Consider the following 14,124-nt stretch of genomic DNA (forward strand, 5'->3'; position numbering starts at 1 on the left):
TAGTTGAGTTCATGTCCTTTACCCGTCGCCAAATCCTCGGTGGCCTGGCCGGTCTTGTTGTCGTTGGTGTCGGAGCCGGTGGCGCGTCGCGTTACTGGTTGGGCAAAATGGCCGATGCTGACGCCGGTCACGACTATGAGCTGATCGCCGCACCGTTGGACGTTGAGCTGGTGGCCGGGCACACAACCCAAGCCTGGGCGTTCGGCCCGTCGGCGCCGGGCACTGAGTTGCGCGTGCGTCAGGGTGAATGGCTGCGGGTGCGCTTCATCAACCATCTGCCGGTGGCGACCACCATTCACTGGCACGGCATCCGCCTGCCGCTGGAAATGGACGGCGTGCCGTATGTCTCGCAATTGCCGGTGCTGCCGGGCGAGTACTTCGACTATAAATTCCGTGTGCCCGATGCCGGTAGCTACTGGTATCACCCGCACGTGAACAGCAGCGAAGAACTCGGTCGCGGTTTGGTCGGCCCATTGATCATCGAAGAACGCGAGCCCACCGGTTTCAAATACGAAAAGACCTTGAGCCTCAAGAGCTGGCACGTCGATGAGGAGGGCGCTTTTGTAGCGTTCAGCATTCCTCGCGAAGCGGCCCGTGGCGGCACGGCGGGGGGCTTGTCGACTATCAACGGGGTCTCGCAAGCGGTGATCGACTTGCCCGCTGGGCAGATCACTCGCGTACGGTTGCTCAACCTCGACAACACGCTGACGTACCGCCTCAACATCCCCGGCGTCGAAGCGCAGATCTACGCGCTGGACGGCAATCCGATTGAACCGCGTCCACTGGGCAAGGAATACTGGCTGGGTCCTGGCATGCGCATTTGCCTGGCGATCAAGGCACCGCCGGCCGGCGAAGAGTTATCCCTGCGCAATGGCCCGGTACGCCTGGGCACCTTTCGCTCAGTGGCGAACACCGATGCGCCAACCGAGTGGCCGCCAGCGCTGCCCGCCAACCCGGTGTCTGAGCCGGACCTGGCCAATGCCGAGAAACTCAACTTCAATTTTGAATGGGTAGGCTCGGTGTCGGTCAATGTCGAAAACGGCAAGCCGCCAAGCCTGTGGCAGATCAACGGCAAGGCCTGGGACATCACCGACAAGACCTGCGCCGATCGACCGATTGCCAAGCTCGAAAAGGGCAAAAGCTATATTTTCGAATTGAAGAACATGACTCAGTATCAACACCCGATCCACCTGCATGGCATGAGCTTCAAGGTCATTGCCTCGAACCGGCACAAGGTCATCCCGTACTTCACCGACACGTACCTGTTGGGCAAGAACGAGCGTGCGCAAGTGGCGCTGGTGGCGGATAACCCTGGGGTCTGGATGTTCCACTGCCATGTGATCGACCACATGGAAACCGGCCTGATGGCCGCCATCGAGGTGGCGTGATGCGTCAGATTCGCCCCGCAGCGATTATCGACCGCAGCCGTGATCGCGATTTCATGCGCGAAGCCCTGGCCCTGGCCGCTCAAGGCGCGGCCCTTGGCGAAGTGCCGGTGGGCGCGGTGCTGGTGCAGGACGGTGAAATCATCGGGCGCGGTTTCAATTGCCCAATCAGCGGCAACGACCCCAGCGCCCATGCCGAGATGGTCGCGATCCGCGCCGCGGCCCAAGCTGCCAGCAACTATCGCCTGCCGGGCAGCACGCTCTACGTGACCCTGGAGCCGTGCAGCATGTGCGCCGGGCTGATCGTGCATTCACGGATCGCGCGGGTGGTGTATGGCGCGCTGGAGCCCAAGGCCGGGATTGTGCAAAGCCAGGGGCAGTTCTTCACCCAGGGCTTTTTGAATCATCGGGTGTTGTATGAGGGGGGGATATTGGCGGAGGAGTGCAGTGCGGTGTTGAGCGAATTCTTCAAGGCCAGAAGGGCAAAACCTTCAGAGTAAACACCGAACCATTGTGGGAGCGAGCCTGCTCGCGATAGCGGACTAACATCCAACATCTTCGTTGGCTGAAAGGCCCTCATCGCGAGCAGGCTCGCTCCCACAAGTGATCTCCATTGTTTGGGAGATAGGGGTTTTACTTGCGGGCGACGATGACGGCGCGCATCGGCGCCGGCAGCCCTTCAACCGTTTTGCTGTGATCTTGCGGGTCAAGGAAGTCGCTCAACGACTGATACTTCATCCACTCCGTCCCGCGTTGTTCCTCGACCGTGGTTACGCTCACATCCACGCAACGCACATCGCTGAACCCGGCGCGGCGCAGCCACAGTTCCAGCGCCGGCACCGATGGCAGGAACCACACATTACGCATCTGCGCATAACGGTCTTCCGGCACCAACACCTGCTGCTGATCCCCTTCGATCACCAGCGTTTCCAACACCAATTCACCGCCCTTGACCAGGCAATCCTTCAGCGCCAGTAAATGCTCGATCGGCGAGCGGCGGTGATAGAACACGCCCATGGAGAACACCGTGTCGAATCCTTCCAGATTCGGCGGCAGGTCTTCGAAAGGAAACGGCAAATGCCAGGCATTGGGCTCGGCCAGGTAACGCTGCACGGCCTGGAACTGGCAGAAGAACAGCCAGTTCGGGTCGACGCCGATCACACTGTCGGCACCGGCGCCGAGCATGCGCCACATGTAATAACCGTTGCCGCAGCCGACATCGAGGATGCGTTTGCCTTTCAGGTCCAGGTGCGGAGCTACCCGGGACCACTTCCAGTCCGAGCGCCATTCAGTGTCGACATGCACGCCGAACAGGTCGAACGGCCCTTTGCGCCAAGGCGACAAACCCATCAGCGCGGTACGCATTTGCGCGCGGGTCTCAAAGTCGCAATCGGTGTCCAGCGTCAGACCGTTGAGCAAGTCGACTTCGCTCGGCTGAATCTTCGGCAACGCGTCCAGGGCGCTCTGCCAGCGCTCCAGGTCGCCATGACCTTTTTCCATTTTCTTGTCGAGTTGTGCTTGCAGGGTGTTGGCCCATTCGGCCAGGGGAGTTCCGGCCAGACGGCGGGCGAGGGGGGACAGATCAATCATGGCAAGGCAATCAACGAGGCAAAGTTAAGACACTGGAACCACGGCACGACTTTCGAGAACCCGGCGGCCAGAAGGCGCTCGCGGTGTTCTTCGAGGCTGTCGGGCTTCATGACGTTTTCGATGGCGCTGCGTTTCTGGGCGATTTCCAGTTCGCTGTAGCCATTGGCGCGTTTGAAGGCCACGTGCAGGTCGGTGAGCAGCGCGTGTTCTTCGGGGTCGTTGAAGCGCAGCTTCTCCGAGAGGATCAGCGCGCCACCGGGCAACAACGATTGGCGGATGCGCGAGAGCAGCGCGGTGCGCTGGTCCGGGGCGATGAATTGCAGGGTGAAATTCAGCGCCACTACCGAGGCAGGCTGAAATTGCAGGGCGAGGATGTCGCCTTCGATCACTTCCACCGGCAATAACTCCTGGAACATCGAGTCCTGGCCGTTGAGGTACTCGCGGCAACGCTCGACCATGGCGGCGGAGTTATCCACAGCGATGACGCGGCAACCGTCGGTGCGCACGTGCCGGCGCAAGGCCTGAGTCACCGCGCCGAGCGACGAGCCCAGGTCGTAGAGCACGCTGTTGGGCTGGGCGAATTGCGCGGCGAGCACGCCGAGGTTTTCCACGATGGTCGGATAACCCGGCACCGAGCGCTTGATCATGTCCGGGAACACCCGAACCACGTCCTCGTTAAAGGCGAAGTCAGGCACCTGGGTCAAAGGCTGGGCGAAAAGGCGATCGGATTCTTTGCTCACGGCGGTTCCAGCGGCGTAGGTGGAAAAGGCTGGCATTTTAGCCAAATTGACGGGGGGATGTGCGGGTTGTCTGACAAACCGCGTTTACCCCATGATCGTTCCCACGCTCTGCGTGGGAATGCCTCCCATGACGCTCTGCGTCACATCCAACGCGGGGACGCGGAGTGTCCGTGACTGCATTCCCACGCAGAGCGTGGGAACGATCTATAGAGGACGGCGAACGGATTGAGAAAAAGTCGACGCCGCAATCCCCCACTGCCCCAGCCAGTAGCTGAGGATGATCACGTAAGGCGCGGCATGGAATGGCATCACAAACCGGTTAATGCCAATCACACTGTCAGAAAACACAAACGCCACTGCGCCCGCCGCTGCCAGCAACGCCGAGCGTTTGGGTACGTCGGTGCCGAGTCGGGCCAGGGCGCGCCAGAGCATGGCGCTGATGGCCAGCCCATAGACGATCACCGGAATCAGCAGCGGTCCCAAGCCATTGGCAATCAGAATCCCCAGCAGCACCGCGCCCACGCTCAACGCGAGGATCAACAGCAACAGTGCCAGACGCCGGCAATCGCTCAAATAAGCCTTCAGATACGCCAAATGCGCGACCAAAAACGCCCCAAGGCCAAACACGAACAAATCCCCCGGCCATGCCAGCAACACGTCGCCGACCAGAGAGAAAATCAAACCCAGGCTGATCCAGCGCCGATAGTCACTGGGCGGTGCATCGTGCAACCAGCCGAGCAGGGCTAGCACCGGCATCGGTTTGACCAGCAGGCAGAGCAGCGTCGCATGCACACTCAGACCATAAACAAAGGTCACTGCGCCCATCAACGCCAGAATCAACCAGCCCACGGTCAGTTAACCGCGATGGCGCAGTCGAAGGTTTTCACGGCCGGAACTTCCGGTGCCCATGGCTGTGAATAAGTCAGTCGCAAGCGACCAGTGCCGGTGGCAAAGGCCTGGAAGCGCCAGGTTGAAATGCCGGCGCTGCCGACAATCCCGGCATCTTCCGGGTTGCTATAGACCTCGGGGCTGAGCGCACGCAACACGCCACCGGCCGAATCCTGGATCGCCCAGCGATAACCCGTGGTCGGGTTGCTTGGCAGGGTCAGGATCAGGTTTTGCCCGTTGTGCAGTTTCGCCGGGCATTCGCTTTGTTTTTCCACGGTCACGTTCTGTTTCGATTGCGTGGCGCAAGCGCTCAGCAGGGCGAGGGCGAGGGGGATCAACAGGCGGGTGGGGGACATAAGATCAGCGGCTCCAGCGTTCACGACGAACGGCGAGCATAACTGAAGATGAGACAAAGTGTGACAGTGTGGCGGGAGATGATCGTTCCCACGCTCTCGTGGAAATGCATCCTGTGACGCTCCGCGTCACGCTTGTGATGGGACGCGGAGCGTCCGGGCGGCATTCCCACGCAGAGCGTGGGAACGTCAACGACAGGCGCTACATTTCTGTCAGAAAAGAATCTTCGCCACATCCGCAAAGCGCTTGGCAAAGTGCACGGTAATCCCTTCCTTCAGATAATCCGGCAGTTCTTCGAAGCTGCCACGGTTAGGCTCCGGCAGGATCAACTCGAAAATCTTCTGCCGACGCGCCGCGATAACTTTCTCGCGCACCCCGCCAATCGGCAGAACATGCCCGGTCAGCGTCAGTTCACCGGTCATGGCCACGCCTTTTTTCGGCGACTGGTTGCGGGCGAGCGAGAGCAGGGCGCTGGCCATGGTCACGCCGGCGCTCGGGCCGTCCTTCGGCGTGGCACCTTCCGGTACATGAAGGTGGACGAAGGCTTCGTCGAAGAACGTCGGATCGCCGCCAAATTGCTTCAGATTGGAGCTGACGTAGCTGTAGGCAATTTCTGCCGACTCCTTCATCACTTCCCCCAGTTGCCCGGTGAGTTTGAAGCCTCGGTTGAGGGTGTGAATGCGCGTGGCTTCGATCGGCAAGGTCGCGCCGCCCATGCTGGTCCAGGCCAGCCCGGTGATCACGCCGATGCCGGACAGCACTTGTTCATTGCGGAACACCGGTCGACCGAGTGAGGCTTCAAGGTCTTTCGGGCCGAGTTTGATCACTGCTTTCGGCTCGTCGAGCAGCTTCATTACGGCTTTGCGCACCAGTTTGCCGAGGTTTTTTTCCAGCTGCCGCACCCCGGCTTCACGGGCATAGCCGTCAATCAGTGCTTTAAGAGCGGTGTCGCTGATGGACAGGCTGCCTTTGGACACGCCGGCCTTTTCCAGTTGTTTCGGCCACAAGTGGCGCTTGGCGATGGCGACTTTCTCTTCGGTGATGTAACCCGACAGACGAATCACTTCCATCCGGTCCAGCAACGGGCCGGGAATCGAGTCCAGGGTGTTGGCGGTGCAGACGAACAATACTTTCGACAGGTCCAGGCGCAAATCCAGGTAGTGGTCGAGGAATTCGACGTTCTGTTCCGGATCGAGGGTTTCCAGCAGCGCCGAGGCGGGGTCGCCCTGGTAGCTCTGGCCCATTTTGTCGATCTCGTCGAGCATGATCACCGGGTTCATCACTTCGACGTCTTTCAACGCGTGGACGAGTTTGCCCGGTTGCGCGCCGATGTAAGTGCGGCGGTGGCCCTTGATTTCGGCTTCGTCACGCATGCCGCCGACGCTGAAGCGATAGAACGGCCGGCCAAGGGATTCGGCGATGGACTTGCCGACGCTGGTCTTGCCCACGCCCGGTGGGCCCACCAGCAACACGATGGAGCCGCTGATCTCGCCTTTATAAGCGCCGACAGCGAGGAATTCGAGGATGCGGTCCTTGATGTCATCGAGGCCGGCGTGGTGTTTGTCCAGCACCTTGCGCGCATGTTTGAGGTCGAGTTTGTCCTCGCCGTACACGCCCCAAGGCACCGAAGTCGCCCAGTCGAGGTAGTTGCGGGTTACCGCGTATTCCGGTGAACCGGTCTCGAGGATCGACAGCTTGTTCATTTCCTCTTCGATGCGTTTCTGCGCCTGAGGCGGCAACACCTTGCCCGTCAGACGTTGCTCGAACTGCTCGATGTCGGCGCTGCGGTCATCCTTGGTCAGGCCCAGCTCTTGCTGGATGACCTTGAGTTGTTCCTTGAGGAAGAACTCGCGCTGATGCTCGCCGATCTTGCGGTTAACTTCGGCGGAGATTTCTTTCTGCAAGCGCGCGACTTCGACTTCCTTGCGCAGCATCGGCAGGACTTTTTCCATGCGCTTGAGCATCGGCACGCAGTCGAGCACTTCTTGCAGCTCGCTGCCCGTGGCCGAGGTCAGCGCGGCGGCGAAGTCGGTCAGCGGTGATGGATCATTGGGGCTGAAGCGGTTGAGGTAGTTCTTCAGCTCTTCGCTGTACAGGGGGTTGAGCGGCAGCAGTTCCTTGATCGCGTTGATCAGCGCCATGCCGTAGGCCTTGACCTCGTCGGTCGGCTCGGTGGGCTGGTGCGGGTATTCGACTTCGACCAGGTAGGGCGGGCGATGGTGTTTGAGCCAGTTTTTGATGCGCACCCGGGTCAGGCCCTGGGCGACGAATTGCAATTTGCCGTTTTCGCGACTGGCGTGGTGGACTTTGACCAAGGTGCCGTATTCCGGCAGGGCTTTGGTATCGAAGTGGCGCGGATCTTCCTGAGGGGTATCCATGAAGAACAGGGCCAGGGAGTGGTGGTCGGATTGGCTGACCAGTTCGAGGGTTTCGGCCCACGGCTCTTCGTTGACGATCACCGGCAGTACCTGCGCCGGGAAGAAGGGCCGGTTGTGGATCGGGATGATGTAGACCTTGTCCGGCAGGTTCTGGCCAGGCAGGGCGAGGCCTTTGCCGGTGGAGTGGTGTTCGGCGTTGTCTGTTTCTGCGTATTCGCTCGGGTCTTCGGGGAATTCTTGCTGGTCGGTCATGGGGCACCTGCGCAATAGGGTATGGGTCTTAGATGGGGCAGGTGGGGGGTGGTTTCAATGGCTCTGGATATTTCAGCGTGTGTGTTCAGGGTTTTGACAGGTCATGAACGTATGACCTGTCTATTGCAGATGTACACCGTCCAAAACTGTGGGAGCGAGCCTGCTCGCGATGACGATTGGTCATCCAACATTGATGTCGACTGACACACCTCTATCGCGAGCAGGCTCGCTCCCACAATGGATTAGCTCTGTGGCGCAGGCTTCGGCACGGCAACGTTATCCAGCATCCGGTTCACCGCCAGTTCTGCCAGCATGACGATCTGTTGAATCGCCATCGCGGTGTGCCGGTGCGGCCCTTCCAGATACCCCGCAAAATCACTGGCCATCACACTGGCCTGGGCCAACGATTCACAGGTGTGGGCCAGCAGGTCTTCGTCTTTGATATCCGGCGCAACCATATACATCGTGCTCGGCTTGCGGGCCACGGGTGATTTGAGGGCGGATGGGTTGAGGTAGTGGTCGAGCGCGCGGTTAGCGGCGTCGTGGAATTTTTTTGAATCGTTGGATTCGTAGGGCGAAACGTTGTCGGTTTCTGGTGTAGACATGGCGATGCTCCAAATAGGGGATGGAAAAGCACCAAGTAAAATTCAGGCCGCGACGCCCGGTCGCTGATTTGCAGCGACCCCCAAAGCCTATCCACCTCACTTCCGAGCGACAACCGTCAAAACATGTCGGAAAGTTCTCAAAAAATCACCACGTCTGTAGGACATGCGCCGATATTTCTGACGACCACAATCAGCTGTGGGAGCAGGTCACCCATCCCCTGCAAGAGCTGCCGAAGGCTGCGATCTTTTGATCTTGTGTTCTTGAAGACGCCAGAAGATCAAAAGATCGCAGCCTTCGGCAGCTCCTACGTGGGGGTTGTGTACATCTGCGAGGGATTGGTCGACTGTCAGGCAGCCTTCGCGAGAAAGCCAATCGAGGACAAAAAAGGCGACCCCCTCACAGGAGTCGCCTTTGCTTTAACTGCCGCTAGCGCTTATTCCGACAGTTTGTACGCAATCACATAGTCACCCTGTTTGGTGCCCAGCGATCCATGGCCACCAGCAACAACGAGCACGTATTGCTTGCCGTCTTTACCGGTGTAGGTCATCGGTGTGGTTTGCGCGCCGGCTGGCAGGCGGCCTTGCCACAGTTGCTTGCCGTTTTTCACGTCGTAGGCGCGCAGGTACTGGTCGAGGGTGCCGCTCAGGAAGGCTACGCCACCGGCGGTGGTGAAGGTGCCGCCCAGGCTGGGAACGCCCATGCTCAGAGGGATCGGAACCGGCGAGCTGTCGCGCACGGTGCCGTTCTTGTGCTTCCAGATGATTTTGCTGGTGGTCAAATCGACCGCTGTCACGTAACCCCAGGCTGGCGCCTGGCACGGCAGGCCCATTGGTGAGAGCAGGGGTTCGAGGACGACGCCGTAGGGCGCGCCTTTGTTTGGCTGCACGCCTTCGGTTTCGCTTTTACGCGGGCCTTGGGCGGCGATTTCGGCGGCCGGAATCAGTTTCGATTTGAACGCCATGTAGTCCGGGTTCATGAAAGCGATCTGGCGCACCGGGTCAACCGAGATACCGCCCCAGTCGAACACGCCGAAGTTGCCTGGGTATACGATCGAACCTTGCAGCGATGGCGGGGTAAACGGGCCGTCGTAGCGCAGAGATTTGAAGTTGATCCGGCAAATCAGTTGGTCGAACGGGGTGACACCCCACATGTCGCGTTCTTTCAACGGAGGCGGCATCAGGTTGAGGTCGGATTTCGGTTGGGTCGGTGAGGTGTGATCACCTTCGACAGCGCCCTGTGGCACTGGCACTTCGTTGATCGGCACGATCGCTTTGCCGGTGCTGCGGTCCAGCACGTAGATGCTGCCTTGCTTGGTGGACGCGAGCACCGCCGGTTTCACACCGTCTGCGGTTTTCAGGTCCATCAGGGTTGGCTGGCCGCCGACGTCCATGTCCCACAGGTCATGGTGAGTGAACTGGAAGTGCCAGCGCACTTTGCCGGTGGCGATGTCCAGCGCGGTCAGGCCGGCGGCGTGCAGTTCCGATTCAGGGGTGCGCGCGCCACCGAACTGATCCGGGGTCTGGTTACCCATCGGCAGGTAGAGCATGCCGAGTTTTTCGTCGACGCTGAACATGGACCACATGTTCGGCGAGTTGCGGGTGTAGGTTTTGCCTTCGGCAATCGGCGTGGTGTCGTCCGGGTTGCCGCTGTCCCAGTTCCACACCAGTTTGCCGGTGTGCACGTCGAACGCGCGGATCACGCCGCTTGGCTCGTCGGTGGAAACGTTGTCGGTCACGTGGCCGCCAATCACCACCAGGTCTTTGGTGACCGCCGGTGGCGAAGTGGAGTAGTAACCGCCAGCGGTGAAGCCGCCGATATTGGCTGTCAGGTCAACCTGGCCACCGTTGCCGAAGTCTTCGCACATTTTGCCGGTGTCGGCGTTCAGGGCGATCAGGCGGGTGTCGGCGGTCGGCAGGAAGATCCGGCGCGGGCAGACGCTGGTCACTGGCGCATTGGCAGTGCCGGTCGGGCTCTGCTCGGAGGCATAGGCGGCGTCATCATGATAGGTCACGCCACGGCAGGTCATGTGCGCCCAACCCTTGAAGTTCGCCGCGTTTTGCGTGGAGAGCTTCGGATCGAAACGCCAGAGTTCCTTGCCGCTGTCCGGGTCCAGCGCGATCACCTGGCTGTGCGGCGTGCAGACATAGAGCATGCCGTTGGCTTTGAGCGGGGTGTTTTCGGCGGTGGTTTCGCCCGGATCGTTCGGGCCCGGCAGGTCGCCGGTGCGGTAGGTCCAGGCGGGCACCAGTTTGCTGACGTTCTGCGGCGTGATCTGTGCCAGTGGCGAATAGCGATCGCCATGGGCGCTGCGGCCGTAGGAGTTCCAGTCGCCATCGGGCATGGCCGGCGCGGTGTTGGTCATGCCAGGCACGGCGTCGCGATCCAGTTCGCCTTTGATTTCACCGGGGTTGGTGAACAGGCTGGCCAGCGCGGCGATACCGGCGATGACCACGGCAGCGCTCAGCACACCGGTGCCGACCGGGTTGAATTCGCCGGTACGCAATGGGCGACGAAACCATGGCAGCAGCATGACGATGCCGAGGGTGAAGAGCAGCGCCAGACGTGGCACCAGTTGCCACCAGTCCAGGCCAACTTCCCACAGTGCCCAGACGGTACTGGCGAACAGCACCACCGCGTACAGGCTCAGCGCCGCATAACGGTCGGCCAGCAGCAGCCCCCCGGTCAGCATCAGGCCGATACCGGCCAGCAGGTAATACAGCGAGCCGCCGAGCATGCTCAGCTTGATCCCCCCGGCCAGCAAGGCCAGGCCCATTAGTAGAAGCACGATACCGAGCAGGCTCGGCAGCAGACGGCTTCGACTGAAAGCACCATCAGCGCTCATAGTGTGGTTCTCCGTGACGTTTTAGGTAGTCCCGCGCAAGTTCACTGTAGATGACGATCTGGCGCGGGCATGGTTCAGGTTAAAAAGTGTTCAGTTGAAGCAATCCCTGTGGGAGCGAGCCTGCTCGCGATGGCGGCTTAACATTCAGCATTGATGTCGACTGACATACCGCTATCGCGAGCAGGCTCGCTCCCACAGGTTTTTTGCATGAGTCTTAAAAGGACGACTGGATCTTGATCCCGCCAATCAGCGCGTCATCGACCTTGTCCACGCCACCGGGGTGGCGGATGTATTGCAGGTTCGGGCGCACGGTCAGCCAGTTGGTGACGTGCACGCCGTAATAGAGTTCGGCGCTGTATTCGGTGTCTTGCGGCGGCAGGAACGATGGGTCGTCGTAGTCGAAGATGGCGCGGGCCTGATTGGTCGCTTCGGCGTTCTTGCGATAGGCCGGGTTGACGTGGACACGGGCCAGGGCGAAACCGATATCGTCCCTGGCGCGGGCATCGAACAAGCCTTTGTAGACGACACCAGCCTGGACGTAGTTATCGACGGCGTTGGTCTTTTTGTCGTGCATCGTGCCGTTGGCGAACACGCTCAACCCGCGTGAGTTGTCACTGGCGCGGCTGGTCAGCTGCTGCTGCACACCGAGCCACACGCCGTGCTTGCTCGATGCGCTGCGATAAGCCTCGCCACTCAGCGCGGCTGGCTGGCCGTTGCTGTCCTTGTAGACGTCGGTGGCCTTGGCATTGCTGTAGTAGTAACCGGCGCGGTATTCCCCCGGCAGGCCATTGAATTTCGGAGTCCAGACCAGTTCCACCGGCAGGATCGCGCCCTGCGTGCCGCTGCCGCTGAGTTTGAAACCATTATCGCGATCAAGGTTGGACGGGTTTTGCTCGTAAGCCCCGACTTGCGCGTAGAGCTCCGGCGTCAGGTGATATTTGACGCGCATCGCCCACTGGCTGACCGGCCAGTTGTACCAGATGTCGCCAACCCAGTTGCCGACCTGGGAGCCGCAAAACGCCAGGTTCTGGAAATCGCAGGGGAAGCTGTTGAAGTCTTCGCCTTCGCCGAAACGACCGACTTTGATGTCGAGCTTCTGATCGAAGAATTTTTGCTGATACCACATCTGCGTCAGGCGCCAGGTCTGGCCACGGCCCCAGACTTCCTGAGCCGAGGTGAAACCGCCAACCCGCGGATCGTTGATCCGGTCGTTGCTGATGTTATTGCCGTTGCGCTCGGTGATGGTCAGCTGAAATTCAGCGTCGTCCCAGCCAAGAATCTTCTGCAAGTCCAGATGGGTGCCAAAGCCGAACTGATCGCTATAGCGCGCGGTGCGGTCGTTATCGTAGCCACCGTGCAGATTGCTGCCCATTTCACCGGTGTAATCGACCTTGAAGTCGTAGCCCTTTTCCGAAAGTTCGGTACGAGTGCCGTTCCAGTCGCCGAGCATCCACGGCGAATCGCTATCGAAGGCCGGTGCAGCCTGGGTACAGGTGGCGAGACTCAATGCGGTGAACCCACCGATCAGGTTCAGGGCTTTTCGACTGGCCACAGGGAGTAAGACAGCGCTGTCTCGCGGAGTATGGAAATCAGGCATAGAGAAGGAATTCTTGGTCTTTTTTCTAAAGGGGGGACTGAACGCAGCGGGATGAAGCAGGGGGAGAAGCGTTTCAGCAGGACGGGCGTAAGGATAATGTCCTGTAACACATAGAGAAAGAGCTTTTATTGACATGGATCATTTCGGATTTGGTAACAGTCGGCTGCGACCTGTCGCCGCAGCATCTGGCCGTGCAAAAAAAGGGCGGACTAAAGCGTCCGCCCCGCATGTTTCAGTGCCGTCAAGTCAATAGATAGACCGGAAAACATTCACACAAATGCATCACCCGTCGGCGGACTTTTTCCAGCAGTACCGCATTGGTCGGTTGCTCAAGCAGATCGGCAATCAGGTTGGCCACTTCGGCGCATTCGGCTTCACCGAAGCCCCGTGTGGTCAGGGCAGGTGTGCCAATGCGAATGCCGCTGGTGATCGCAGGTTTTTGCGGATCGTCGGGAATTGCGTTCTTGTTCAAGGTGATGTGGGCACTTTCAAGCAATGCCTCGGCCTCTTTGCCGGTGATGTTCATCGCGCGCAGATCGAGCAGGAACATGTGGCAGTCGGTGCCCCCTGACACCACCCGCAGGCCTCGCCGCGTAAGGATGTCCGCCATGGTCCTGGCATTGTCGATGACGCGTTGCTGATAGTGCTTGAACTCATCACCGAGGGCTTCGTTGAACGCCACGGCCTTGGCAGCGATGACGTGCATCAGAGGCCCACCCTGATAAACCGGGAATATCGTCTTGTCGAGCAGCGCCGCGTATTCGCGTTTGGCCAAAATCAGGCCGCCCCGAGGGCCGCGCAGGGTTTTGTGCGTGGTCGACGTGACGAAGTCGGCGATGCCAACCGGCGAGGGGTACAGGCCGGCTGCGACCAGCCCGGCGTAGTGCGCCATGTCGACCATCAGGTAGGCCCCGATTTCATCGCAGATGTTGCGAAAACGCTGGAAGTCGATGGTCCTGGAATACGCCGAGGCACCCGCAATGATCAGCTTCGGTCGGTGTTCCCGGGCCAGGGCTTCCATCTGGGCGTAGTCGAGGGTTTCGCTGGATTTTTCCAGACCGTAAGCGTGCGCGGTGTAGAACTTGCCGGAGAAGTTCACCGAGGCTCCATGGGTCAGGTGCCCGCCATGGGCCAGGGACATGCCCAGGAGGGTGTCACCGGGGTTGAGCACCGCAAGAAACACCGCCTGATTGGCTTGCGAGCCAGAGTGCGGCTGGACGTTGGCGTAGTCGCATCCAAACAGTTTGCAGGCGCGTTCGATGGCGAGGCTTTCAATCTCGTCGACCACCTTACAGCCACCGTAATAGCGCTTGCCCGGGTAGCCTTCGGCGTACTTGTTGGTCAGCACCGAACCCTGTGCTTCCAGCACTTCTTCGCTGACGTAGTTTTCCGAAGCGATCAGCTCCAGATGGGTTTCCTGACGGTTGCGTTCACGGCTGATCAGGCGGGCGATGACAGGGTCGAAATTGTGCAGGCTCATGGAATCATTCCT

11 protein-coding genes are annotated in these 14,124 nt (G+C 60.1%); 2 read left to right on the top strand and 9 right to left on the bottom strand.

Annotated features, from left to right (window positions below; translation table 11 throughout):
• Positions 1-11: 11 nt before the first annotated feature.
• Positions 12-1,388 (top strand): multicopper oxidase family protein, encoded by a 1,377-nt coding sequence (locus AB4O41_RS22750; RefSeq protein WP_460144780.1) that lies wholly within the window; start codon positions 12-14, stop codon positions 1,386-1,388.
• On the top strand, positions 1,388-1,885 hold the full coding sequence (tadA, locus tag AB4O41_RS22755) for a tRNA adenosine(34) deaminase TadA (RefSeq protein ID WP_460144781.1): 498 nt from the start codon (positions 1,388-1,390) through the stop codon (positions 1,883-1,885). The genes AB4O41_RS22750 and tadA overlap by 1 nt, the downstream gene beginning before the upstream one ends.
• 133 nt (positions 1,886-2,018) lie before the next feature.
• Here the strand turns inward: tadA and cmoB are convergent, their stop codons facing one another.
• The 9 genes from cmoB to glyA form a co-directional block, all read right to left on the bottom strand.
• Entirely contained in the window at positions 2,019-2,975 is a 957-nt protein-coding gene (cmoB, locus tag AB4O41_RS22760) for a tRNA 5-methoxyuridine(34)/uridine 5-oxyacetic acid(34) synthase CmoB (protein WP_460144782.1), read from the bottom strand.
• Positions 2,972-3,751 carry a carboxy-S-adenosyl-L-methionine synthase CmoA gene (gene cmoA, locus AB4O41_RS22765; protein WP_258616964.1) on the bottom strand — a complete coding sequence of 260 codons (780 nt, stop codon included), beginning with the start codon at positions 3,749-3,751 and terminating at the stop codon, positions 2,972-2,974. Before cmoA ends, cmoB begins: the two co-directional genes overlap by 4 nt.
• Before the next feature lie 168 nt (positions 3,752-3,919).
• The gene (locus tag AB4O41_RS22770; protein WP_460144783.1) at positions 3,920-4,564 is read right to left on the bottom strand and encodes a lysoplasmalogenase; all 645 of its coding nucleotides are present in this window, start codon (positions 4,562-4,564) and stop codon (positions 3,920-3,922) included.
• A gap of 2 nt (positions 4,565-4,566) precedes the next feature.
• Positions 4,567-4,959 (bottom strand): protease inhibitor I42 family protein, encoded by a 393-nt coding sequence (locus tag AB4O41_RS22775; RefSeq protein ID WP_460144784.1) that lies wholly within the window; start codon positions 4,957-4,959, stop codon positions 4,567-4,569.
• A gap of 210 nt (positions 4,960-5,169) precedes the next feature.
• A complete protein-coding gene (gene lon / locus AB4O41_RS22780; protein WP_460144785.1) occupies positions 5,170-7,587 on the bottom strand; it encodes an endopeptidase La in 2,418 nt (805 codons plus the stop codon).
• 242 nt (positions 7,588-7,829) lie between these two features.
• Positions 7,830-8,192 carry a DUF6124 family protein gene (locus AB4O41_RS22785; protein WP_460144786.1) on the bottom strand — a complete coding sequence of 121 codons (363 nt, stop codon included), beginning with the start codon at positions 8,190-8,192 and terminating at the stop codon, positions 7,830-7,832.
• A 434-nt stretch (positions 8,193-8,626) separates the two neighbouring features.
• A complete protein-coding gene (locus AB4O41_RS22790; RefSeq protein ID WP_460144787.1) occupies positions 8,627-11,035 on the bottom strand; it encodes a glucose/quinate/shikimate family membrane-bound PQQ-dependent dehydrogenase in 2,409 nt (802 codons plus the stop codon).
• Positions 11,036-11,249: 214 nt separating this feature from the next.
• A complete protein-coding gene (locus AB4O41_RS22795; RefSeq protein WP_460144788.1) occupies positions 11,250-12,632 on the bottom strand; it encodes a carbohydrate porin in 1,383 nt (460 codons plus the stop codon).
• Between the two features lie 241 nt (positions 12,633-12,873).
• Positions 12,874-14,112 (bottom strand): serine hydroxymethyltransferase, encoded by a 1,239-nt coding sequence (glyA, locus tag AB4O41_RS22800; RefSeq protein ID WP_460144789.1) that lies wholly within the window; start codon positions 14,110-14,112, stop codon positions 12,874-12,876.
• Positions 14,113-14,124 lie beyond the last annotated feature (12 nt).

It is taken from the genome of Pseudomonas sp. S2_A02, from assembly GCF_054668495.1.

Excerpts from the sequence above, each read along its gene's own strand:
- AB4O41_RS22750 (WP_460144780.1), top strand. The coding sequence starts at position 12 with ATGTCCTTTACCCGTCGCCAAATCCTCGGTGGCCTGGCCGGTCTTGTT.
- tadA (WP_460144781.1), top strand. The coding sequence starts at position 1,388 with ATGCGTCAGATTCGCCCCGCAGCGATTATCGACCGCAGCCGTGATCGC.
- cmoB (WP_460144782.1), bottom strand. The coding sequence starts at position 2,975 with ATGATTGATCTGTCCCCCCTCGCCCGCCGTCTGGCCGGAACTCCCCTG.
- cmoA (WP_258616964.1), bottom strand. The coding sequence starts at position 3,751 with ATGCCAGCCTTTTCCACCTACGCCGCTGGAACCGCCGTGAGCAAAGAA.
- AB4O41_RS22775 (WP_460144784.1), bottom strand. The coding sequence starts at position 4,959 with ATGTCCCCCACCCGCCTGTTGATCCCCCTCGCCCTCGCCCTGCTGAGC.
- lon (WP_460144785.1), bottom strand. The coding sequence starts at position 7,587 with ATGACCGACCAGCAAGAATTCCCCGAAGACCCGAGCGAATACGCAGAA.
- AB4O41_RS22785 (WP_460144786.1), bottom strand. The coding sequence starts at position 8,192 with ATGTCTACACCAGAAACCGACAACGTTTCGCCCTACGAATCCAACGAT.
- AB4O41_RS22790 (WP_460144787.1), bottom strand. The coding sequence starts at position 11,035 with ATGAGCGCTGATGGTGCTTTCAGTCGAAGCCGTCTGCTGCCGAGCCTG.
- AB4O41_RS22795 (WP_460144788.1), bottom strand. The coding sequence starts at position 12,632 with ATGCCTGATTTCCATACTCCGCGAGACAGCGCTGTCTTACTCCCTGTG.
- glyA (WP_460144789.1), bottom strand. The coding sequence starts at position 14,112 with ATGAGCCTGCACAATTTCGACCCTGTCATCGCCCGCCTGATCAGCCGT.